General features: G+C 36.2%; 21 protein-coding genes. 16 read left to right on the forward strand and 5 right to left on the reverse strand.

Annotated features, from left to right (window positions below):
* The first annotated feature begins 4 nt into the window (after nucleotides 1-4).
* The 6 genes from GZH82_RS01715 (at nucleotide 5) to adcA (ending at nucleotide 4,981) form a co-directional block, all read left to right on the forward strand.
* Entirely contained in the window at nucleotides 5-1,501 is a 1,497-nt protein-coding gene (locus GZH82_RS01715; protein ID WP_162681031.1) for a sodium:solute symporter family protein, read from the forward strand.
* On the forward strand, nucleotides 1,501-1,629 hold the full coding sequence (locus GZH82_RS14430) for a hypothetical protein (protein WP_275401867.1): 129 nt from the start codon (nucleotides 1,501-1,503) through the stop codon (nucleotides 1,627-1,629). The genes GZH82_RS01715 and GZH82_RS14430 overlap by 1 nt, the downstream gene beginning before the upstream one ends.
* Nucleotides 1,616-2,005, forward strand: a complete 390-nt coding sequence (locus GZH82_RS01720; RefSeq protein ID WP_162681032.1) for a tautomerase family protein — start codon at nucleotides 1,616-1,618, stop codon at nucleotides 2,003-2,005. The genes GZH82_RS14430 and GZH82_RS01720 overlap by 14 nt, the downstream gene beginning before the upstream one ends.
* Before the next feature lies 1 nt (nucleotide 2,006).
* Complete coding sequence (locus tag GZH82_RS01725) at nucleotides 2,007-2,189, forward strand: hypothetical protein (RefSeq protein ID WP_162681033.1); 183 nt, start codon at nucleotides 2,007-2,009, stop codon at nucleotides 2,187-2,189.
* Between the two features lie 189 nt (nucleotides 2,190-2,378).
* Nucleotides 2,379-3,071 (forward strand): type 1 glutamine amidotransferase domain-containing protein, encoded by a 693-nt coding sequence (locus GZH82_RS01730; protein ID WP_162681034.1) that lies wholly within the window; start codon nucleotides 2,379-2,381, stop codon nucleotides 3,069-3,071.
* 290 nt (nucleotides 3,072-3,361) lie between these two features.
* Nucleotides 3,362-4,981: a zinc ABC transporter substrate-binding lipoprotein AdcA gene (adcA, locus tag GZH82_RS01735; RefSeq protein WP_162681035.1), complete on the forward strand. Its 1,620-nt coding sequence runs from the start codon at nucleotides 3,362-3,364 to the stop codon at nucleotides 4,979-4,981.
* Between the two features lie 641 nt (nucleotides 4,982-5,622).
* On the opposite strand, the gene GZH82_RS01740 is transcribed toward adcA, so the two are convergent.
* The 3 genes from GZH82_RS01740 to GZH82_RS01750 all read right to left on the reverse strand — a co-directional run bounded on the left by GZH82_RS01740 (nucleotide 5,623) and on the right by GZH82_RS01750 (nucleotide 8,917).
* Nucleotides 5,623-6,627, reverse strand: coding sequence for a M23 family metallopeptidase (locus tag GZH82_RS01740; protein ID WP_162681036.1), 1,005 nt, complete (start codon nucleotides 6,625-6,627; stop codon nucleotides 5,623-5,625).
* A gap of 281 nt (nucleotides 6,628-6,908) precedes the next feature.
* Nucleotides 6,909-7,799 (reverse strand): fructose bisphosphate aldolase, encoded by an 891-nt coding sequence (locus tag GZH82_RS01745; protein WP_162681037.1) that lies wholly within the window; start codon nucleotides 7,797-7,799, stop codon nucleotides 6,909-6,911.
* A 359-nt stretch (nucleotides 7,800-8,158) separates the two neighbouring features.
* Nucleotides 8,159-8,917 carry a DeoR/GlpR family DNA-binding transcription regulator gene (locus tag GZH82_RS01750; RefSeq protein WP_162681038.1) on the reverse strand — a complete coding sequence of 253 codons (759 nt, stop codon included), beginning with the start codon at nucleotides 8,915-8,917 and terminating at the stop codon, nucleotides 8,159-8,161.
* Between the two features lie 202 nt (nucleotides 8,918-9,119).
* On the opposite strand from GZH82_RS01750, the gene GZH82_RS01755 reads away from it, so the two are divergent.
* The 9 genes from GZH82_RS01755 to GZH82_RS01795 are packed head-to-tail and all read left to right on the forward strand — an operon-like array spanning nucleotide 9,120 to nucleotide 19,729.
* A complete protein-coding gene (locus tag GZH82_RS01755; protein ID WP_162681039.1) occupies nucleotides 9,120-10,574 on the forward strand; it encodes a CoA-acylating methylmalonate-semialdehyde dehydrogenase in 1,455 nt (484 codons plus the stop codon).
* Nucleotides 10,575-10,587: 13 nt separating this feature from the next.
* Nucleotides 10,588-11,400: a 5-deoxy-glucuronate isomerase gene (gene iolB / locus GZH82_RS01760; protein ID WP_162681040.1), complete on the forward strand. Its 813-nt coding sequence runs from the start codon at nucleotides 10,588-10,590 to the stop codon at nucleotides 11,398-11,400.
* 12 nt (nucleotides 11,401-11,412) lie between these two features.
* Nucleotides 11,413-12,375 (forward strand): 5-dehydro-2-deoxygluconokinase, encoded by a 963-nt coding sequence (gene iolC, locus GZH82_RS01765; RefSeq protein ID WP_162681041.1) that lies wholly within the window; start codon nucleotides 11,413-11,415, stop codon nucleotides 12,373-12,375.
* 10 nt (nucleotides 12,376-12,385) lie between these two features.
* Nucleotides 12,386-14,299: a 3D-(3,5/4)-trihydroxycyclohexane-1,2-dione acylhydrolase (decyclizing) gene (gene iolD / locus GZH82_RS01770; protein WP_162681042.1), complete on the forward strand. Its 1,914-nt coding sequence runs from the start codon at nucleotides 12,386-12,388 to the stop codon at nucleotides 14,297-14,299.
* Between the two features lie 13 nt (nucleotides 14,300-14,312).
* A complete protein-coding gene (locus GZH82_RS01775) occupies nucleotides 14,313-15,332 on the forward strand; it encodes a Gfo/Idh/MocA family oxidoreductase (RefSeq protein ID WP_162681043.1) in 1,020 nt (339 codons plus the stop codon).
* Between the two features lie 10 nt (nucleotides 15,333-15,342).
* The gene (gene iolE / locus GZH82_RS01780) at nucleotides 15,343-16,224 is read left to right on the forward strand and encodes a myo-inosose-2 dehydratase (RefSeq protein ID WP_162681044.1); all 882 of its coding nucleotides are present in this window, start codon (nucleotides 15,343-15,345) and stop codon (nucleotides 16,222-16,224) included.
* A gap of 45 nt (nucleotides 16,225-16,269) precedes the next feature.
* A complete protein-coding gene (locus tag GZH82_RS01785) occupies nucleotides 16,270-17,874 on the forward strand; it encodes a solute:sodium symporter family transporter (RefSeq protein WP_162681045.1) in 1,605 nt (534 codons plus the stop codon).
* Nucleotides 17,875-18,876: an inositol 2-dehydrogenase gene (iolG, locus tag GZH82_RS01790; RefSeq protein WP_162681046.1), complete on the forward strand. Its 1,002-nt coding sequence runs from the start codon at nucleotides 17,875-17,877 to the stop codon at nucleotides 18,874-18,876.
* A gap of 13 nt (nucleotides 18,877-18,889) precedes the next feature.
* Nucleotides 18,890-19,729, forward strand: a complete 840-nt coding sequence (locus GZH82_RS01795) for a class II fructose-bisphosphate aldolase (RefSeq protein WP_162681047.1) — start codon at nucleotides 18,890-18,892, stop codon at nucleotides 19,727-19,729.
* A gap of 306 nt (nucleotides 19,730-20,035) precedes the next feature.
* On the opposite strand, the gene GZH82_RS01800 is transcribed toward GZH82_RS01795, so the two are convergent.
* Both GZH82_RS01800 and GZH82_RS01805 read right to left on the reverse strand, forming a co-directional pair.
* Nucleotides 20,036-20,722 (reverse strand): acetolactate decarboxylase, encoded by a 687-nt coding sequence (locus GZH82_RS01800; RefSeq protein WP_162681048.1) that lies wholly within the window; start codon nucleotides 20,720-20,722, stop codon nucleotides 20,036-20,038.
* 490 nt (nucleotides 20,723-21,212) lie between these two features.
* Nucleotides 21,213-22,148 carry a ketopantoate reductase family protein gene (locus GZH82_RS01805; protein ID WP_162681049.1) on the reverse strand — a complete coding sequence of 312 codons (936 nt, stop codon included), beginning with the start codon at nucleotides 22,146-22,148 and terminating at the stop codon, nucleotides 21,213-21,215.
* 268 nt (nucleotides 22,149-22,416) lie between these two features.
* Between GZH82_RS01805 and uhpT the strand changes: the two genes are divergently transcribed.
* Nucleotides 22,417-23,796, forward strand: coding sequence for a hexose-6-phosphate:phosphate antiporter (gene uhpT, locus GZH82_RS01810; protein WP_162681050.1), 1,380 nt, complete (start codon nucleotides 22,417-22,419; stop codon nucleotides 23,794-23,796).
* Nucleotides 23,797-23,814: the final 18 nt, after the last annotated feature.

Below are 23,814 nucleotides of genomic sequence, written 5' to 3' on the forward strand. Positions count from 1 at the left end.
GATTATGAATGATGTTAAAGTGTATACATGGATAGGCTTTATTGTCTTTATGGTGCTTATGATTACGGTAGGCTTTGTCAGTTCTAGAAGGATGAACAGTATTTCAGATTTTGCGACTGGCTTTGGAAGGATTGGACCACGCACGCTAGGGTTGTCTTTTGCGGCGACGTATTTAAGTGCTGCAACCTTTCTAGGTTATCCGGGATGGTCGTATGCGTGGGGGCTTAATAATTTATGGTTGTTTTTAGCGATGTTTATCGGTGGTCCTACAGGTGTTTTAATGGTCGCTAAAAGAGTCAGATCATTAAACACAACACAGCAATCCCTCTCACTACCAGATTGGTTGGGCGATTTTTATGACAGTCCTATATTACGTGTTGGGACGGCTTTGATCTTATTATTTAATATTTTCTATATCGCAAGTCAGCTTGTCGCAGGCGCTTTAATTTTCAAACATTTACTCGGTATGAGTTACTTTTCAAGTTTAATTGTTATCACAGTCATTGTTGTGCTTTATGTTTACGTAGGTGGTGCACTTGCAGATATTTATACAGACGCGATACAAGTGATTATTATGGCAGTAGCTGGAATTGTCATTTTTATCTCTGGCATTGTGCTGTTTTGGAAGGGGAGTATCCATGATACGTTTTCGGGTATTGCGCAAAACTTAAACCATCAAAATCATCACTTAGTCCAAGTTTTTAATCCTGAATCCGTTCACTTTCATTCTTTTACAATGATTATCGGTGCGATTATTATTCAATGGGCTTTTGCGTCAGCACCGCACTTATTTAATAAAATTTTAGGTTTAAAAAGTGAAAAAGATTTAGGCCGCATGATTCGAACTTATATTTTTGTGATGTCACTCTGTTTACTTGTTCTTTTTGGCGGTATTTATAGCCGCGTAGCAATAGGTGGACAAGTCGCAAGTTCAGATTTAGCCTTACTACAATATATAGAATGGGCGTTTCCTGCTGCCATTGTTGCTTTATTCGGTGTCGTTATATTGGCAGCGGCTATGTCAACGACAGATGGTTTGTTTGTGTCTATTTCTACAGTGTTTGCGAATGATTTATTTTTAAAACTGATTGTCAAACAAAAGTGGGTGGATGTTGAAGAACAGAAAGCCAATCGAATTGCTTTTCGTATTAGTCGTGTTTCTGTACCGATTGTAGGGCTTTTATCGTTTTTATTAGTTTTGAAGCCACCGCTTTATATGAGTGACCTCATGTGGATTGGGATTTCGGGTATTGCAGCCGGTACAATGGGCCCTATTTTGCACGCGGTATATGCGAAACGAAAAGCACCCGCCCGTGCAGCAGAACTTTCGATGGTTGTTGGTTTAGTGTCTTATCTTGTCATTTATTTTGGCGGTGTGATTCCAAGTACAATGTCTGCCGGTGCTGTTGCGACTGTTTTTGGCATACTGACCATTACCGTGACTTCTTATGTCATGCATCATCGAGCACGCCAACTCTCTGTAGATAAGGGGGAAGCATAATGTTTGTAAATGAAATGTTATCCATCTGGATTTATGGTTTTATAGGAACATTTGTTGGACTACTTCTTGCATTAAAATGGGGTTACTCAAATCATGATGAAAAGGAGAATGATAATGCCAATCATTAAAATTGACCTGATTAAAGGGAAAGACGAAGCTTATATTAAGGAAGTTTTAGATATCTCATATGAAGTGATGCTAGAAGCCTTTCATGCGCCGGTGGGGGATCGCTATCAAATTGTGACACAACACGAAGCGTATGAGATGCAAATTTTAGATACAGGTTTAGGCGTAGAGCGGACGACGGATGTATTAGTTTTTACGCTTATCTCGCGTCCAAGAACGGAAGAACAAAAAACGATTTTTTATCGCAAATTGGTAGAAAGATTACATCAAAAATTAGGGATTCGAAAAGAAGATGTACTGATTAGCCTTGTAGAAAATACTGATGCGAATTGGAGCTTTTTCAATGGGGAGGCGCAATTCTTGAATGGAGACTTATAATATGACAACAAAAATATCACCTGAAATCTCTCTGCTCTCTTTAGCTGTATTGATTGAGAAAAGAGCGGAGTGGGAAGCATATAAACCGGTCAATACTGCAGCTTATATGATTAAGCAAGAAAAATTAGCAGCCTACAACCAAGCGATCGCTAAATGCCAACAAACACATCCAGACAACACATAGCGATGAACGGTAAAATCTGGTGATTAGAAAAAGATTTTACCGTTCTTTTTTGTGCTAAACCAATATTTATTGTGGTTATCACTGTCTGAGGGCGTTCTAATATCAAATTGCACAATTGTTAAGCAACTCATTAAGTGTATCGAGAAATGTTCGTTATAATGGTGGAAAAAGACGAAAGATGTGTTCAAAATGAAAAAGATAATGATTGTGAATACGAGTTATGACCAATTTGATGGCTTTGATTTATCAACAGGTTTATGGTTGAGCGAACTGGTGCATTTTTATGATGTATTTCAAAATAATCCGAATTACCAATTGGATATATACAATATCAATGGAGGCGAAACACCACTAGATCCCGTGAGTATGAATAAAGTGACGTTAGATCGTTTGACCAAAAAATATTATGAAGATGAAACTTTTATGCGCAAATTACACCATTCACCATCCATCGATGAAGCTGATGTGACACAGTATGGTGCGATTTATTTTACCGGTGGCCATGGTGTGATGTATGACTTCCGAGGACATGATACGATTGCCCGTGCGGTAAACGACATTTATGATCGTGGGGGTGTTATTTCTTCAGTTTGTCACGGTGCAAGCGCTTTACTTGAAGTTAAGCGTCCGAACAATCATTTTCTTATAGAAGGTCAACAGTTGACAGGTTTCTCAAATCGAGAAGAAGGTTTAGCACGCCGTAAAAAACAAGTGCCGTATCAGTTAGAAACCGCATTAAAAGATAAAGGCGCACTATATCAAAAAAGTTTAATCCCATTAAAAAGTTTTGTCGTTGAATCGGAACAATTAATTACAGGACAAAATCCAGCTTCAGCACGAGCTGTAGGTGAAGCGGTCAAACTCAGACTCGATACAAAATGAAAGCAAGATAGAGAGAATTAGACATAAAGTGTAAGGTGAATAGAGTAGAGGCGGTACAGGACATCAAATTAATTTCTGTTTCGCCTCTTTTTTTATGATTTTGTCAAAAAAACAAGGTTATTCTTTACAATAATGATAAAAGTGAAGCATTTCGGCGCATTAAAAGTAATAGATCTTGAAATTTCTCATTTTTAGAAAATAATGATTTTAAAAATGCATATTGCGCTTATGAAATGTTTAGCGTATAATTTTAAATCGAAATCATTACTATTTTAGGAGGAGACCACATCATGAAAAAAAGTTTCAAATTATTAGCGACTGTGGTATTGTCGGGTTCTGTGTTAGCGGCTTGTGGTCAAGGTGACGATAAAACATCATCAAACGACCAATTAAAAGTAACAACTACGGTTTTCCCATTGCAATCGTTTGTTAAGCAAATTGGTGGTAAACATGTTGAAGTAGATTCTATTTATCCGAAAGGGACGGATTTACATAGCTTCGAACCATCACAAAAAGATATTATAGATGCAAGTAAATCGGATTTATTTATTTATACGGGCGATAATTTAGATCCAGTATCTAAAAAAATAGCCGGGGCGATTAAAAAAGATGACCATAAACTTTCGTTAGAGGATTATTTAGATAAAGCAACTTTATTAACGGATCAACATGAACACGGGGAACATGATGAGCATGAGCATGGTGATCACGATGAACATGGTGAAGAAGGACACGACCATGAGCACGGCGAAGAAGGTCACGAACATGAAGGCCACGATCATGAACACGGTGAAGCACATCATCATCATGGTGGCTATGACCCACACGTATGGTTAGATCCACAATTAGATAAAAAATTCGTATCTGCAATTCGTGATGATTTAGTAAAACGCGACCCAGATCATAAAGACGAATATAAGAAAAATGCTGATAAATTATTAAAAGATTTAGATGGTATCGATCAAGATATGAAAGATATTACAAAAGATCACCAAGGCAATGCGGTCTTTATTTCACATGAATCATTAGGTTACTTAGCTGACCGTTATGGTTTCGTTCAAAAAGGAATTCAAAGCTTAAACGCTGAAGACCCATCACAAAAAGAACTGACTGAAATTGTGAAAGAAATTAATGATACGGGTGCAAAATATATTCTTTATGAAGAGAATATTTCACATAAAGTAACAGACACTATTCGCAAAGAAACAAATGCGAAACCATTGAAATTTAACAATATGGAATCTGTAACAGACGATCAATCGAAAGATGCGACATACCAATCATTAATGAAAGAAAATGTGAAAAGCATTGAAAAAGCACTCAACGACAAAATTAAAGTTGAAGATGATAAAGCGGCGAACAAACATAGTAAAGCAATCCAAGACGGCTACTTCAAAGATGACCAAGTGAAAGACCGTAATTTATCGGATTATGCTGGTGAATGGCAATCTGTTTACCCATTATTGAAAGACGGTACACTGGATGAAGTGTTCGAACATAAAGCAGAAGACAAAGGTGACAAATCTGCAAAAGAATACAAAGCATACTATGACAAAGGTTACAAAACGGATGTAGAAAAGATTAAAATTACAGATAACCAAATTACCTTTACGAAAAATGGTAAGTCTATGACAGGTACGTACACTTATGATGGTAAAGACATTTTGAAATATGATGGTGGTCATCGCGGTGTACGTTATACATTCAAACTTGAAGGTGACGCGTCAGAAGGTTTACCAAAATATGTACAATTTAGCGATCATAATATTGCACCTACGAAAACAGGACATTTCCATATCTTTACAGGAAATGACCGTGATAAAGTATTGAAAGAATTAGAAAACTGGCCAACGTACTATCCAGCTAATCTTTCAAAAGAAGAAGTTAAAGATGAAATGTTAGAGCATTAATATTCCTAATTAAAAGAACCGGACATAAAAGTTTTTGATGCTATTGTTACAGTATTTTGTTTAACTTGTCCTCTCCCTACGATTTGTGTTTTGGATTGCCTTCATGGATTCGCGTTCTTAGGGGCTGGTCCTTCAACTCACTAACGCTTGTTACATTGGTAGAGAAAGCGTTGGTGGATTTTGGGAGCAGTACAGGAATCTCATGTGTCACAAAGATTTCGTAGTACTATCCCCGCAAGGCTGACTAGACTTCTCAAAAGCATGCCCATTGAGAAGTCAGACAGCTACTGCGATAAACAGTAATCGCTATTTAAAGTAAAGACGTGAGTGTTAACAGTATGCACTCATTCCCTCAGGAGTCTCAGCCTTCTGGGCAATCTTAGACCTAATACAGCGAAACTGAGGGCAAGTTTATGAAATCAAGAAAAACAATAGCATCAATTTTTTATGTCCCATTTATCCTCATCTTTCGACTGTTTTATAATTATAAATGAATCATAAACCCGTGAGTAGTAGAGGCTAGGATAATTTAATATCCCGGCCTTTTTTGCGTTTTGAGTTGGTTTGGATGCTTGGACATTTGGCAACAAAAAAGGCTGAGATACGTTTATCCCGGCCTTTCTTTCTATCATTTGAATTTATCAAGATTTTTGGTTTAAATAGTTTGTTGGATCGACTGCGTATTGATTGCCAACGCCGCCATCCATGCGTTGGAAGTGAAGGTGAGGGGCAGTTGAATTCCCTGTACTTCCTGATAATCCGATTTGGTCACCGGCTTTCACTTGGTCGCCCGCTTGCACATTTAATTTGTTCATATGCATATACCATTGATATTTATCACTGTTGGCTTCTTGAATTGTGACTTGGTTACCGCCACCATAGTTACTCCAACCACTTTGAATGACTTTACCGTCTGTGAGTGAATAGACAGGTGTATTTTCATCCATCGCGTAGTCTACACCATAGTGCGCGCCACTGCCGTGATAGTGGCCGTATGGTTGTAATTGTTGATGACGTGTTAACCAATCCGCTGATTCGGCATGACCTGAACTTTGTTGTGATGAAGCAGGTTGTGTCGAATTGTCAGTTTGCGGTGCTTGAACTTGTTGTGGTGACTGAGATTGATCCGTTTGACGTGTGTCATTAGCTTGTTGTGATGAAGCAACACTATATTGTCCAGTACTAGCTTGATTGTTTGATTGAGCAGCTGTATTTGGTTGTTGATTGTATACATGTGTCCCTTGTTGATTTGTAGTGTTTTGAGCTGTATTGCTTTGAGCTGTATTGCTATGTTGTTGCACGTTGTCATGACTTTGACTTGCTGTGTAGTCGTTGTCATCGTATGAACCTTGTTGAATGTATTGAATAGGGAAATAATAATAGTGAATATGTCCTTCGTTATCGATACGTGTGAAATAGTACGTTTTATTGTCAAACATGCTTTGCTCCCATTTGCCATCGAGTGTGTGATGGAAGTTGCCTTGCATATCTTTAGTTATATAGCCATATGAGAAAATGTCTAGCGATGACTGAGATGTTGTGGCTTGTGTTTGTTGTGGTTGTTCAGCAGCATCTGCAGTGTGACCCGCAGCTCCCAAAATACTTGCTGAGACAGCCAAAGTCGAAATGCTTATCCATTTTTTCATTATTAAAACATCCTCCTATTTTATATCTGCATGTACTGTATCAAATTCTAAAAACGAAAGGAAGAGGTGTAAAATGATTTTAATATAGCAGTAATCTTTTAAAATGGATGTCATACACTGAGAATGTGATAGAAGAGCGCGTTAATGTATGTGTGTATATTTTAAGTTGTCGTCGCTTTGTAAAATAAAAAATATGGATAACGTCATGATTTCACCATTAAGTCAAATCAGCGTTATCCATACTTGAAATTGATTGATTAGTTAAAAGTTAGTGATGCAACTTAGATTTTGTTGACTGACGCATCGTAAATCGCATCAATCGTTTGACCTAATAAACGATCAAATTCTTCGTCAGATTGGCTCACGCGTAAGTCGTTAATTAATGCACGTGAGAAACTTGCGATTAAGCCGTGATTTGTTTTTAAGAATTCATTTGCTTTTTCAAGACTATAACCACCTGATAATGCAACAACACGTACGACATTTGGATGGTTAATTAATGATTGATATTGATTTTTTTGAGTTGGAATTGTAATTTTTAACATCACATAGTCTTCAGAACCAAGTTTGTCTAGATGTTTTTGAATTGATTCAGCTAAATATGCTTCAATTTCAGCTTTTTGTTCTGCATCAATATTCACTTCAGGCTCGATAATAGGCACGAGGCCTTTTGAAATGATTTGGCGTGCAATACCAAATTGTTGTTCAACAACTGCATCGATACCTTCTTTGTTGAATTCTAAAATGTTAGAACGCATTTTTGTACCGAAGATTTTGTGTTCATTCGCACGATCTAATAAACTGTCTAACTCAGGAATAGGTTTCATGAGTTGAACGCCATTTTCTTTATCTTCAAGACCTTTATCTACTTTTAAGAAAGGTACAATACCTTTTTCAGCTAAATATTCACCAGTGTGCTTCCCTTCTACTTCACGATCCATCGTTTGTTCGAACAAAATCGCTCCAAGCACTTTATCTGCAGTAAATGACGGAGAAGTCACAATACGCGTACGCATGTCATGAACGAGTTTGAACATTTCGTCATCATTAGTGTATTGATCTTCTGAAACACCGTAGCCACGTAACGCTTTAGGTGTACTACCACCACTTTGGTCAAGGGCTGCGATAAATCCATCTCCATTTTTAACTTTATCAAATTGTTCTTGATTCATACTGACTTTCCTCCTCGAAACATTTTTCTATGTCTAGTATGCCGAATTATGATAACAGATTCAAATAAAATGGAATATTTAAAAATTGAAAAAGCAGTGATAAAATGCTGTCATAACAGGCATTAACACATTTTGTCTATAAAGTGAACATTTTGAAATAAGGAGAAGGGGATATTCATTTGAAGAAATTCCTAAAAACGCATAAAAGTGAGTATTAATAGGGAAGTAATAAAATTTGTGAAAAAGCGTGGAATTGATTGAAAGTTGGATAGTTATCATTGAAAAGCGGGAGAATGAAATATAGTAATACAGTATATAAAAATTTCAATCCCGCTAATCATTGACAGTCTAGAATAAAATTAATAGTTAACTTCGATGCCATTTTTTTCAGCGAAGTCAGAAATGTTTTCTGGTAAAGGCTGATTTGTAATGATTGAATGAACACTATCAAGAGGGGCATAAGTTAACAGAGTACTTTTATTCATCTTACTTGAGTCTACACAAATATATTTTTGTTTGCTTTTTTTCATAACAAGTTGTTTGATATAATTTTCTTCTACCTCTGAATTACTTAAACCATTTGGGACATTGATTCCTGTTGCTGCCATAAAAGCCTTTTGAATATTCATCTTATTTAATAAGGAGTGACGATCTACGCCTATAAAAGATCGGGTTGTCTTTTTAAATTGTTCGCCGATGATAAATAAATCTATACTTTCTAATTGTACTGCCTTATTCATCACATCTAGGCTATTGGTAATAACTGTTAAAGGTAAAGATTTATCGATATAGTCAAGGATGTGCATTGTAGTCGTCCCAGTATCTATATACACTACATCTCCAGCTTCTAATTTTTGAGCTGCTAATTTTCCTATATGTCTTTTGTCTTCCGAGTGTTCAATGTTACGGTCATTAAAATCAGTTGCGATTGAATGAGAAATATTTACAGATTCAACGCCTCCATAAACTTTCTTAACTTTATCCATTTTCACTAATTGGTTGATATCTCTTCTTATAGTATTAATTGAGACATTAAAATTTTTACTAAGTTCCTCTAAAGTGACGGCATTTTTAATATTTATGAAATGTTCAATTTCAACAATACGTTTGGCTTTCATTAAAATTCCTCCGTTAATATGAATATACCTAAAAATTGAAAAAATAACAATATACAGCAAAAGTTAATCAATAAGTTGACAGATAATTGTGACTCATATAGAATAAAAATCAATATATGGTCAACATTTAATCAAAAGTTACTCATATATTCATTTTTTTATCTCGCTATGAAAGCGCTTACTAATTAAGGAGGTAAAGTTTATGGCTGAACTTTTAAAAAATTATATTGGTGGCAAATGGGTTGAATCAAAATCCGAAGAAAAGATTGAAGTTTTGAATCCTGCAACAAAAGAAGTGATTGCATATGTACCGGTTTCAACGAGAGAAGAACTCGATGAAGCAGCAAAAATAGCACAAGAAGCTTTCTTAAAATGGAAAGAGGTAGCTGTACCTAAGAGAGCACGTATCTTATTTAAGTTTCAACAGCTACTTATGGAAAATAAAGAAACATTAGCGAATATTATCACCAAAGAAAATGGTAAAAATACGCAAGAAGCACTTGGTGAAGTACAACGTGGAATTGAAAACGTTGAATTTGCATGTGCTGCACCAACATTAATGATGGGTGACTCTTTATCAAGCATTGCTACAAATATTGAAGGAACAAGCTATAAATACCCAGTAGGTGTTGTAGGAGGTATTACACCGTTCAACTTCCCAATGATGGTTCCTTGTTGGATGTTCCCAATGGCTATCGCATTAGGTAATTCATTTATTATTAAACCTTCTGAGCGCACACCATTATTAGTCAACAAACTCGTGGAATTATTAGAAGAAGCAGGCTTACCAGCAGGTGTATTTAATGTTGTACATGGCACAGTAGAAGTTGTGAATGGCATATGTGAAAACGAAAATATTAAGGCCATCTCATTTGTTGGATCAAAAACTGTCGGTGAAATTGTATATAAAAAAGGAACTGCAAACTTAAAAAGAGTGCAGTGCTTAACTGGAGCTAAAAACCATACGATTGTTTTAGATGATGCAGATATCGATACCGCGGTTAAAGATGTCATTGGTGCAGCTTTTGGTTCTGCGGGTGAAAGATGTATGGCAGCGGCGGTAGTTGCAGTACAAGAAGGCGTTTATGACACATTTAAAGAAAAGCTTGTACAAGCAGCCAAAGATATCGTTATTGGTAATGGTATTGAAGATAATGTCTTTTTAGGTCCTGTTATTAGAGAAGAAAATAAAGTAAGAACGTTGAAATATGTAGATATCGGTGTTGAAGAAGGTGCCACACTTGTATTAGATGGTCGAGAAAATAACAACGAAGAAGGCTATTTTGTTAAGCCTACTATTTTTGAAAATATCACGACTGATATGACAATTTGGAAAGATGAAATATTTGCTCCAGTACTTTCATTAGTAAAAGTTAAATCACTTAAAGAAGGTATTCAATTAGCAAACCAATCTGAATTTGCTAACGGCGCATGTTTATTTACGGATAGTGCTTCTTCAATCAGATACTTTAGAGAAAATATTGACGCTGGAATGTTAGGAATTAATCTAGGTGTACCTGCACCTATGGCAATTTTCCCGTTCTCTGGTTGGAAATCTTCATTCTTTGGATCGCTCCACTGTAATGGTAAAGATAGTGTTGAATTCTACACACATCGAAAGGTTGTTACAGCACGCCAAGGTGAACCAAGATTTTAAAGGAGGCACGTCAATGTCTTATTTACTCAAAAAGGCTAGACATTCAGAGCATGAAATATCATTTGTCCATCAACATCAAATGAGTGATTTGGATCTAGATTATATTGGATTTGAAGTACTTGATCTTGTAAAAGGGTCGGAACATGTTTTTGAGACGAAACAACTTGAAGTCTGTGTCGTTGTTCACACAGGTAAAGTGAATATTAAAGTAGATAATCAAGATTTCGAAAGCTTAGGACGTAGAAAAACAGCTTTTGATAGAGTGCCAACTGATAGTGTTTATGCATCAAAAGAACGGACTCTATCAGTAACGGCTATAGATGATGCAACAATCATATTATGTTATTCAAAATGTAGTGTGCAAAGACCGACGCAATTAATTAAAGCAGAAGATAATACGGTAGAAGATCGTGGTAAATATGCAAATCAAAGACATGTACACAACATATTGCCTGATTCTCATGAAGCGAGTGAAAATCTATTAGTTGTTGAAGTGTATACAAATCAAGGAAACTGGTCGAGCTATCCTCCACATAAACACGATGTTGATAATTTACCAAATGAATCTCTTCTAGAAGAGGTTTACTATCATGAAATGAACCCTCAGCAAGGTTTTGTGTTCCAACGTGTTTATACCGATGATAGAAGTATTGACGAAACAATGACCGTTGAAAATCGAGATGTCGTAGTTGTTCCTAAAGGTTATCATCCTGTAGGTGTGCCTGATGGATATGATAGTTATTACTTAAACGTAATGGCTGGTCCTCAGAAAATTTGGAAGTTTAATAATGCAAAAGAACATGAATGGATCATTGATAGAGATTAGGAGGAAAGTAGCATGAGCGAAAAAAAGCATATTGTTGCGATAGGTCGAGCGGCCATTGATCTCAATTCTGTTGAAATCAATAGACCAATGGAAGAAACGAAAACCTTTAGCAAGTATGTAGGAGGTTCTCCAACAAATATTGTGATAGGCGCATCAAAATTAGGACTTAATGTGGGTTTGATTGCTAACGTGTCGGATGATCAACATGGGCGTTTTATTACTCATTATTTACAAGAAGTTGGCGTAGATACGTCACAAATTTCTATTGATAAAAATGGGCATAAATCTGGATTAACATTTACTGAAATTCTGAGTCCTGAAGAATCTAATATTTTGATGTATAGAGAAAATGTAGCAGATCTTAACTTGAAACCTGAAAATGTTGATGAGAATTACATTAAGAATAGTCAATATTTATTGATTTCTGGTGTTGCGTTATCACAATCTCCTTCACGTGAAGCTGTGATCAAAGCATTGCTTATTGCTAAAAAACATCAAGTAAAGACCATTTTTGAGTTGGATTATAGACCATACTCATGGAGAAATGAAGAAGAAACATCACTTTATTATGAATTGTTAGTTCAGCAAGTGGATATCGTGATTGGTACTAGAGATGAATTTAACAAAATACTGTCGTTCCAATCATTATCAGATGTTGAAATCAGCGAGAGGATTTTTAAGAATGGCAACGCAGAGTTAGTTGTAATTAAACATGGTGTGCAAGGTTCTAATGCTTATACAAGTACGGGCGACTTTTACACTGGTAAAGCGTATAAAGCTAATGTTCTTAAGACTTTCGGAGCAGGAGATTCATATGCAGCGGCATTTTTATATGGATTAATTAAAACACAGAATATCCAAACGGCTTTACAATATGGTGCGGCGTCTGCAGCAATTGTGGTGAGTAGTCACAGTTCAAGTGAAGCGATGCCTACAATTGAGAAAATAGAAGCGCTCATTCAAGAGCAAAGTTAGGAGTGTTAAGATGTCGAACACAATTCAACTAACAACAGGTGAAGCAATCGCTAAATTTTTAACACAGCAATATATATCAGTCGATGGTCATGAATCTCGATTTGTAGAAGGCGTTATCAACATTTTTGGTCATGGGAATGTATTAGGACTTGGTGAAGCATTGTATCAATATCAAGACAAGTTGAATATGATACAGGGGAAAAATGAACAGGGAATGGCCCATATTGCGACGGCATTTAGCAAACAAAAGTTAAGAAGAAAAATTTATGCTGTCACAACTTCTGTTGGTCCAGGTTCAGCTAATTTAGTGACTGCTGCAGGAACGGCATTAGCGAATCATATTCCCGTACTATTTTTACCTGGAGATACTTTTGCTACAAGACAACCAGATCCTGTACTTCAACAAATAGAACAATCTTATAGTATCGGTGTCACAACTAATGATGCATTGAAGCCTGTATCAAGGTACTTTGATCGCATTACACGTCCAGAACAAATTATGAGCGCACTTCTAAGAGCTTTTGAAGTCATGACGAATCCCGCTACTGCTGGTCCAGTTACAATTGCGTTAAGTCAAGATGTTCAAGGAGAATCGTATGCATTTCCAGTTTCGTTTTTCAAAAAAAGAGTACATTATATAGATCGTTTAAAGCCTAGCAAACGCTCGGTTGAAAAAGCGATTGAGCTGATTAATCATGCTAAAAAACCTTTATTCGTCGTTGGAGGAGGAGCAAAGTACTCTGAAGCGCAGAAAATTATTAAACAGTTAAGCGAAAACCATCATATCGGAATTGTTGAAACACAAGCCGGTAAGTCCACAGTTGAAGCGAATTTTAAATTTAACTTAGGTGGCGTTGGTGTTACTGGCAATTTGGCAGCAAATGAATATGCTAAGGATGCCGATGTTGTCATAGGTGTAGGTACAAGATATTCAGATTTTACTACAGGTTCAAAAACAGCTTTTAATTTTGAAAATGCATCGTTTATCAATATAAACGTCAATCGTAGTGATGCGCTGAAATTAGATGGCGTAGATGTTTTAGGTGATGCTAAATGTGCACTAGAAGAGATCGTCGAGGGATTAACAAGGACATCTCGGCAAAATGCTAATGAAATTGAAATGCTGAAAGAAAAGTGGCAAGAAGAGCGTCGTCGTTTGGCAGAAGTTGATATCAATCATGACACATATCGACCTGAAATAGAAGATGATTTTGAAGAAGAAAAATTTCAAAAGTATGTATCTCAGCTCAATACACAACTTCCACAAACAAACGCACTCATCCATTTAAATCATTTAATTGAAGAAGATGCCATTATTGTTGCAGCTGCCGGCTCACTCCCTGGTGATTTGGAAAGATTGTGGGAATCTCAGAAGTTTAATACTTATCACATGGAGTATGGCTATTCGACTATGGGATATGAAATTGCTGGGGCATTAGGTGCTAAATTAGCTGAACCAGAGAAAGAAGTTTATGCATTTGTTGGAGATGGTAGCTTTTTAATGCTACATTCAGAGCTTGTAACCGCATTACAATATCATCAAAAAATAAATGTGGTGTTATTTGATAATAGTGGCTTTGGCTGTATTAATAATTTACAAATGGGGAACGGCGGTCATAGCTTCTGTACTGAATTCTCGATGCCCAATGGTGATGTTCTAAATGTGGATTATCAAAAAGTGGCAGAAGGATATGGTGCAAAAGGTTATAAAGTGAATCATTTAAATACACTAGAAAAAGCAATAAAAGAGGCAACATTACAAAAAAATAGTACGTTATTTGAAATTAAAACGTTGCCTAAGACGATGACTAAAGGTTATCAATCATTCTGGAATGTTGGCGTTTCAGAAGTGAGCGAAAATCCAAAAATTCTTAAGGCATTTGAAGAAAAGAAACAAAAAATGATGAAAGCTAAGAAATATTGACGGAGGCTACGATATGACAGCTATTAAAATTGGACAGGTTGGTTTGGGCAGATTAGGAAAAGTACATGCTCAAAACGTTGTGAATCATATCCCTAATGCTGAATTATGGGCTGTAGCTTCAATTGTACAAGAGGAATTGGATTTTGCACGAAATGTTCTTGGGGTAAGGCATTGCTATGATTCTTACACAGACATGATTAATAATGACGAGTTGGATGCGGTCATTATTGTTTCACCAAGTGGATTTCATACGGTGCAAATTACCCAAGCATTAGATAAAGGATTACATGTATTTTCTGAAAAACCAATTGGACTAGAAATGAGAAGTATTGAAAGTGTCGTTCAAAAGATTGAAGAAAAGCAAAATTTAGTATTTCAATTAGGATTTATGAGAAGGTTTGATGCATCTTATCAATATGCCAAAGCATTGATTGAAAGAGGAGAGTTAGGAGAGTTAACTTCTATTAGATGTTATGGAATTGATCCTCATTCTGGCCTCGAGTCCTTTATTTCATTTGCTAGTAACGCAGCAAGTGGTGGTATTTTCCTTGATATGTCTATTCATGATATTGACTTAATTCGATGGTTTTCTAATTCAGAGTTCAAATCTGTATATGCATTAGGAAATAATATTGCTGCGCCTAAATTATCAGAGTATTCAGAACTTGAAACAGGTGCATGCTTAGCCGAGTTGGAAAATGAAGTCATTGTTTATCTGTTAGCAGGCAGGAATGCAATGCACGGTTATCATGTTGAGACTGAATTAATCGGTACAAAAGGAATGTTAAGAATTGGTAATGCACCAGAAAAAAATCTCGTCACACTTTATGACAGTAATGGTGTCGTACGACCTACTTCTCATCATTTTCCTGAACGCTTTAGAGAAGCATTTATTAATGAGATTCAAACATTTGTAGATGCCATTATAGGTAATAAAAATTCTGTGGTTACAGGAATAGATGGCTTGAAAAGTACCGAAGTAGCCATTGCAATGCAAAAATCATTTGATGAGAAGAAAGTAATCTATCTATGAGGTGAGGAAAGTGACACAATTTATTAAATATGCATGTGCACCGATTGCATGGACAAATGATGACTTGCCAGAGTTGGGAAAAGAAAATTCATTTGAACAATGTATTAGCGAAATGGCACTAATTGGATATGAAGGAACAGAAATTGGCAATAAATATCCTAAAGATGCAGAGGTGTTAAAGGCTTACTTGGAACCTAGAAATTTATCGGTAGCAAGTGCATGGTTGAGTTTATATTTAACTACAAAACCTTATGAAGAAACAGAAAAATCCTTTATTGATCATATGAACTTTTTAAAAGCATTAGGTGCAAAAGTGATTGTTGTTTCGGAGCAAGGTAAAAGTATTCAAGGCGATATCACATGTCCACTGTTTAAGTTTAAGCCTACGTTCAACGATGAAGAATGGAATAAACTCGTTGATGGCTTACATCGATTGGGTTCTATTGCTAGAGATAATGGTATGAAAATTGTTTATCACCATCATATGGGAACAGGTGTACAAACTACAGAAGAAATAAAGAGACTCATGGACGCAACGGATCCAAAACTTGTTTCTTTATTATATGACACAGGACATTTACATTTTTCTGGTGAAGATATTGTGGACATCTTTAATTTATATATGGATAGAATTCATCATATACATTTTAAAGACATACGTGGCACTATCGTTGAACATGTGAAAAAAGAGAATTTGTCGTTTTTAGAAGCGGTGAAACAAGGTGCATTTACAGTTCCAGGAGACGGTGATATTGATTTTAAACCAATTTTGGAAATGATTTATGAGTCGGACTATTCTGGATGGATTGTAGTAGAAGCGGAACAAGATCCTGCAGTTGCTAACCCATTCTTATATGCGAAAAAAGCGAAAGAGTATATTAATGCGATATAAAAATTGAATATTTAGGGAGCTGTATGCTTCTAAGGGGTGGAAAATATGGGTTTATTTTCAATTGTTTCTTTTGTTTTAGTGATTTGTTTAGTTGGATTTTATGCCTTTATTAGAAGTAGAAAAATTGACACTAAGAATACTGATGGTTTCTTCATGGGTGGAAGAAGTTTAACTGCATTTACGATTGCTTCCACGATCATCATGACAAATCTATCTACTGAGCAAATTGTTGGTCAGAACGGTCAAAGTTTTACGGCTGGGATGGAAGTAATGGCTTGGGAAGTTACATCAGCAATAGCTATCGTTATTTTAGCATGGGTATTTTTACCTAAGTATTTCAGATATGGGATTGATACGATATCTGATTTTGTTGAATTACGTTACGATTCTTTTACTAAAAAATTAGTGTCAATGTTATTTATATTCACATATGTCGTTTCATTTTTACCTGTAGTGCTTTATTCAGGAGCGCTCGTATTTAATAAAATTTTTAACGTGAGTGGCATTTTGAATGTAAGTAACACTACAGCAGTTATTTTAATTTCTACAATTATAGGTGTAGTTGGTATTATTTACTTATTTATTGGTGGTCTATCACTAAGTGCACATAGTGATTCCATTTATGGTGTCGGTTTGCTCGTTGGTGGTCTTTCAATACCAATTTTAGGACTTATTATATTCGGGGATGGTAGCTTTTTACAAGGTTTTGATAAAGTCGTTCAAAATACACCTGAAAAATTAAACTCAATTGGTGCTATTGATTCAAAAATTGTTCCTTGGCCTACATTATTCTTTGGTATGTTCTTTAACAACTTATTCTTCTGGTGTACAAACCAAATGATTGTTCAAAAAGCACTAGCCGGCCAAAGTCTTAAAGAAGCACAAAAAGGTGCAATGTATGTCGGTATGTTCAAAATTTTTGGCGCATTATTCTTAGTTTTTCCAGGTATTCTCGCTTTCAATATGTTAGGCAGTCAAGTCGATAATCCTGATAATGCATATCCAATGTTAGTGAATGAAGTTTTACCTGAATGGGCATATGGATTATTTGGAGCGGTTATCTTTGGAGCGATATTAAGTTCATTTGTCGGATCGTTAAACAGCACAGCGACTTTATTCTCATTAGACTTTTATAAATCAGTGATCAATAAAGAAGCATCTAATGAAAAAGTATCGAGAGTTGGCCGTATTATGACTGTTGTAGTTGGGATTATTGTTGTTATTCTTGCACCAATGATTTCTCTTTTCCCTCAAGGATTATATGCAGTTGTACAGGAATTTAACGGTGTTTATAACATGCCGTTGTTAGTGTTAATTTTAGTCGGCTTTTTTGCTAAACGTACATCACATCAAGGTGCAAAAGTGATGTTTATTTTTCACATTGTAATGTATGCGCTTTCTAAAGTGTTGTTGACTGACATCCATTTCTTATATGTATTAAGTGTGTTATTCTTTATCGATTTATTGATTTTATTAATCTTTAACAAAATTAAACCTTCAAATGCATTTGACTTTGACGCCAATTACGCAAAAGTTGATATTACCCCTTGGAAACATCGCTATGTCGTTGGCATCATTATTATCATTATTGTAATCGTGACATATACAATCTTTTCACCACTTGTATTAGCTGGAATAGGAGGAAACTAAATGAAATTAACTATAGGCGTTATCGGTGCAGGAAGAATTGGACAACTCCACATCGATTATCTTAGAAAACATCCGAATATTAGAATCAAATGGATATCTGATATCAATTGTGATAAATTAGCAGATTGGATTGAACAACAAGGAATTGAAAACAGTACAAAAGACCATCATGATATTTTAAATGATCCTGAAGTCGATGCTGTAATCATTTGTTCTCCGACAGATACACATGTAGATATTATTAAAGCGGCTTGTGAAAAAGGTAAACACATCTTCTGTGAAAAGCCAATTAGTTTAACTTTATCTGAATCATTAGAAGCAGTTAAGTGTGTTGAAGAAGCAGGGGTTAAGTTACAAATGGGCTTCAATAGACGATTTGATCGCAACTTCTCAACGCTTCAAAAGGCTTTAAAAGATCGTTCACTTGGAGAAATCCAATCTTTAAGAATTACTTCAAGAGACCCGGCGCCACCACCAATTGAATACGTGAAACATTCAGGTGGACTATTTATGGATATGTCTATTCATGACTTTGATATGGCGCGATATCTTATGCAATCAGAAGTTGTTGAAGTTTATGCGAAAGGTGCTGCTCTAGTCAATCCAGACCTTAAAGAAATCAATGATATCGATACAGCTATTGTGACGCTCACTTTTGAAAATGGGGCTTTATGTGTCATAGAAAACTGTAGAAGAAGTGTTTATGGGTATGATCAACGTATAGAGGTACTTGGAGATAAAGGATCCATTTCTGCTGGAAACGAAAATACCAACACGCTCACATTTGCATTTGCTGATGGTATTAAACAAGATAACCCACCGTTCTTCTTTTTGGAGCGCTATAAAAAAGCATATGAAATCGAGATGGATGCATTTATAGAATCGATTATTAATGATGAAAATGTTTCATGTTCAATTATAGATGGATTAAAAGCGCAAGAAATTGCAGAAAAATGTAAAGAATCGTTAATCAAAGGTATTCCAGTAAAAATCAATTCATAAAAGGGGGACTTATATGAAAGGGGCACTCACTAAAGCCTATAAAGAACATTTTGCAGTTCCTCAAATCAATGTTAATGGATTAATTTGGATTGAAGGGATTCTTTTAGCAGCTGAAAAAAAGAAATCACCTATCATACTTGGAACAACTGATAAAATTATTGATTTTTTAGGTGGTTACGAGTTTATTAACCAATTGATTCATTTGAAGGCTAAAAGTTTAAATATCACGATACCTTATTACGTTCACCTAGATCACGGAAGTTCAGTAGAGTCATGTTATAAAGCTATCGATGCGGGATATGATTCAGTCATGTATGACGGTTCACAATTACCGTTAGAGAACAATCTCTCAAACACAACTAAAGTCGTTAAATATGCCCATGAAAGAGGCATTAATACAGAGGGAGAAATTGGAGCAATTGGCGGTAATGAAGATGGAATGGAACATCAAATCGCCTATGCTTCAATAACAGATTGTCTAGAAATTGTAAGTCAAACCCATATTGACAGTTTGGCTCCAGCTCTAGGATCAGTACATGGTAAATATAAAGGTAAACCACAACTAGGTTTTGAAGTGATGCAAGAACTTAACGAAAGGCTACAGATGCCACTTGTGTTACATGGAGCTTCTGGACTATCTGATAATGATTTAAAACGAGCCATTCATTATGGTCATAGTAAGATTAATTTTAACACAGAGATTAATATTGAATGGAGCGGAAAAATGCGAACAATACTGAATGAAAACCCAGAATTGTTTAATCCCAAAGCAATCATCTCTCCTACAATCACAACGATTCAAAGCACGGTAGAAAATATTATTGATAAATGTGGATCTACAAATAAAGCTTGAAAATTAGCGGTGATAACTTGTACATTATACGGGTTGTCATCGCTATTTTTGCATGATGTCACACAGTCTTATTTCATAAAAAAGGCCACTGCACCACGCATTGTTGGAACATGCATGGTACAGCAGCAGATACATGGCTGACGTCTAAAATTGCGCATTTCATTTAATTCAAGACAAGTCATCTGACATTGATGATGGAATAAATTTTGAATACTTCACTGCATCGATTTTGGTGGAAACTCATCCTTCTTAACGATTAATTTGCTACGGCGTCACATGATATCGTGTCAAATACTTAATGGCTGCTTATTCAGGGAAATATTGAATAAACAATGGTTCAACGGATGGACAGATTACTGAGAACCCGTCAAAACTTTGGAATGATGCACGCGCTGCTACAACGTTAAAGCTCATCACTTTTCCAACGATATGATGATGCTCTGAAACGAAATAGGCGCTAAACCCAGGTGGATGAATACCACTCAGCTCATGGGGTGTAAATAGAACTAAAATGGTGCCTTTGATTTCACGAATTGTACGTTCAACTTCGGATAAAGCAATAGGTTGTGTGTGTTGAGACGATGGGTCGATGACTGGATGCTTTTCATAAATACTGAGATGTAAATCAATCAAGTCACCTTGTATCATTGTCATGGAAAACAACTGATTGCTTTCGAACTTTTGTTTGATTCTTTCAAATACATAGGTATGATGCATGTCTGTGATGTCAAAAGTCAATTGAGCACGGTCACGGTAAACGGCGCCATAAGGTACCTTCTCTCTACCATTTAGTCCGTGATGCTCATTAAACTGATTCATATGAACGGGCTGACCATCAATAATCACAAAATCGCCATCTGCATGATTCAATGTTCCGAAGCCATAATCACCGTAACGTAACAGTTCAGCAATCGTGACTTCACTCTCTAGGTGACCTTCTAATAAGGATTTTATCGTGCCAACTTGATGAATATAATGACGATATTCTTTCATTGGATCAGCCTCCTTTTTATTTCTCAATACAATCTGAAATATCGCAGACTTTCCATTTTAATTTTGTGCCTCATTGTCCAAAGATAGCAAAGCGCTTCGTCGACGAATAAGGTTTTAAAATATATTTTGTTGCTTGCTATGTAAAAAGTATAAACGCGGCCAGTAAAAAAATCAACATAATTTTCTGAAAAAATGACATAAAATTTTCTGGCAATGGAATATTACGTTAATTATCATGTTTTTATGTCAAAATATGAACGACACATATATACATTTCTGTTGTTATGTTGCCCGTTTTCATGCGTCGTGTGTGAAAAATCCAACGCAATATGTTTCAACCGCTTTGTATGAAATTCAACAGTGAGATGTTAGAGAAAGTAAAAAAATAAAAAAAGCATAAAAAGGTAAGTATGTTGACCTATTGGGGTAAAAAAGAGGATCTCCTTGGCCAACACGCTTACCTCATTCAAGATAGTTAAAGTGTCGCTACTTATTTCACATGTTTCATTTCTAATTCATGAATCAAGTGTGTCAACATTTCATTATTCGGCGTAGCAATACCGAGCTCACGACCGTACTTCGCGATTTGACCGTTCAAGTAGTCGACTTCCGTATAGCGCCCGTTGTACAGATCTTGATGCATTGAAGGATAGTGTAAACCTTGTGCTTCGTTTGGATACGCCGCTTCAATTTTTTCAAGCAATGCTGCCGCACTTAATGAGACACCTCGTGCTTCTGCAACTGCGACAATTTCTGCAATGAGAGGTACGACAATGTCACGTGCTTTTTCATATTGACTGAATTCATTAATGGTTTTGTCTAAAATCGTACAAAGTGGGTTTAAAACACTGTTTAATGTGGCTTTACTCCAAATTGACTTAAAAACATTGTCACTAATTTTAGCATTTAATTTTGCGTCGTTAAACACTTTGTTAATGCGTTCTGTACGTTCATCCGCTTGACCATCAGCACGTTGGAATTCAATAGAACCTTGTCCTTCTAATAACAATTGACCTGGTCCACGTAAACCAGCTGTCCACATTGTTACAGCTAAGAAGATTTGTGTTTTTGGAACGATAGTTGAGAGACGGTCGCCATGACCTAAACCATTCATCATAGACAATAGGGCTGTATCTTCATTAATCGCTTTGTTGTCGTAGAGTGTACGCAACATTTGTTCAGCTTGCATTGATTTCGTCAAAATAATAACTAAATCAAATGTTTCGTTCACTTGATGTGGTAAAATGGCAGGAATCTCTAGCGTGTAAGTATCGGTCTCAGTTTGGATTTCAAGTCCTTTTTCATTGATTGTATTCACATGTTCTTCCCACATATCAATCAATTTCACATCGTAACCGGCTTCTTTAATTTGGCTCCCAATACGTCCACCCATAGCCCCTGCGCCAGCAATAGCAATTTTTTTCATAAAACAATTCCTCCTTATAAAAAATAGTTACAACTTAAGTGTAGATTTCATTTTTTGTATCCGTCAATAAAAAGTTACAGATAATTTCGGAATTTCGTGCCATATGTGATGAAATATTGAAATTCACAACAATGAAGCCGAATGTGTAGATTAAGTCATTCAGTCAAATGCCTTTGTTCAGTATTTCGGATAAAACGATAATTTTTAGGATATTAAGCGCTTACATCGGGTGCTATAGTGAAGTTAAATGAAGACAGAGGTGAACAACATGAACTTTTTCGACATTCAAAAAATTCCTAACAAAGGGATTTCGCTTTCAATGCAACGTAAACTTTGGCTACGTTATTTCTTGCAAGCTTTCTTCGTTGTGTTTTTCGCTTACATGGCGATGTACTTGATTCGTAATAACTTTAAGGCGGCGCAACCTTTACTTAAAGAAGAGATTGGGTTGACGACGTTACAACTCGGGTATATCGGTTTAGCGTTTAGTATTACATATGGATTAGGGAAGACGTTACTCGGCTATTTTGTAGATGGTCGTAATACGAAAAAAATCATTTCCTTTTTACTCGTTTTATCTGCAACCGTCGTTTTAATCATGGGATTTGTATTAAGTTACTTTGGTTCTGTGATGGGCTTATTAATTGTTTTATGGGGGTTAAATGGGATATTCCAATCGGTCGGTGGGCCAGCAAGTTACTCAACGATATCACGCTGGGCGCCACGTACAAAGCGCGGTCGTTATTTAGGTTTCTGGAATACATCACATAATATTGGTGGTGCCATTGCAGGGGGCCTTGCGTTATGGGGGGCGAACGTTTTCTTCCATGGTAGTGTGATTGGGATGTTTGTTTTCCCATCAGTAATCGCGTTGATTATTGGGGTAGTGACGCTGTTTATCGGTAAGGATGATCCTGAAGAACTCGGTTGGAACCGTGCAGAAGAAATTTGGGAAGAGCCAGTTGAACAAGAAAATATTGATGCACAAGACATGACGAAATGGCAGATTTTCACGAAATATATTTTAAAGAATCCTGTCATTTGGATTTTGTGTGTGTCTAACGTCTTTGTATATATCGTAAGAATCGGTATCGACAACTGGGCGCCATTATACGTATCTGAATACCTCCATTTTGACAAGACAGATGCGGTTAATACGATATTTTACTTTGAAATCGGCGCATTAGTCGCAAGCTTATTATGGGGTTATGTGTCGGATTTACTCAAAGGACGTCGTGCCGTTGTAGCTATCGGATGTATGTTTTTAATTACATTTGTAGTTCATTTCTATACACATGCAACAAGTGTAACAATGGTTAACGTTTCATTATTCGCTTTAGGCGCACTTATTTTTGGACCACAATTATTAATTGGTGTTGCATTAACAGGTTTTGTACCGAAAAATGCGATCAGTGTAGCCAATGGGATGACCGGTTCGTTTGCGTATTTATTTGGTGATTCAATGGCGAAAGTGGGACTTGCAGCGATTGCAGACCCTCAGCGCAACGGATTAACAGTGTTCGGGTATACATTAAGCGGTTGGTCAGATGTATTTATCGTCTTTTATGCCGCACTCTTTATAGGCATCATCTTACTCGGTCTTGTCGCTTATTTTGAAGAAAAGAAAATTAGAAGTTTAAATATTTAATATACAATTGAGGGGATT

The organism is Staphylococcus sp. MI 10-1553 (assembly GCF_010365305.1).
Taxonomy (GTDB): Bacteria; Bacillota; Bacilli; order Staphylococcales; family Staphylococcaceae; genus Staphylococcus.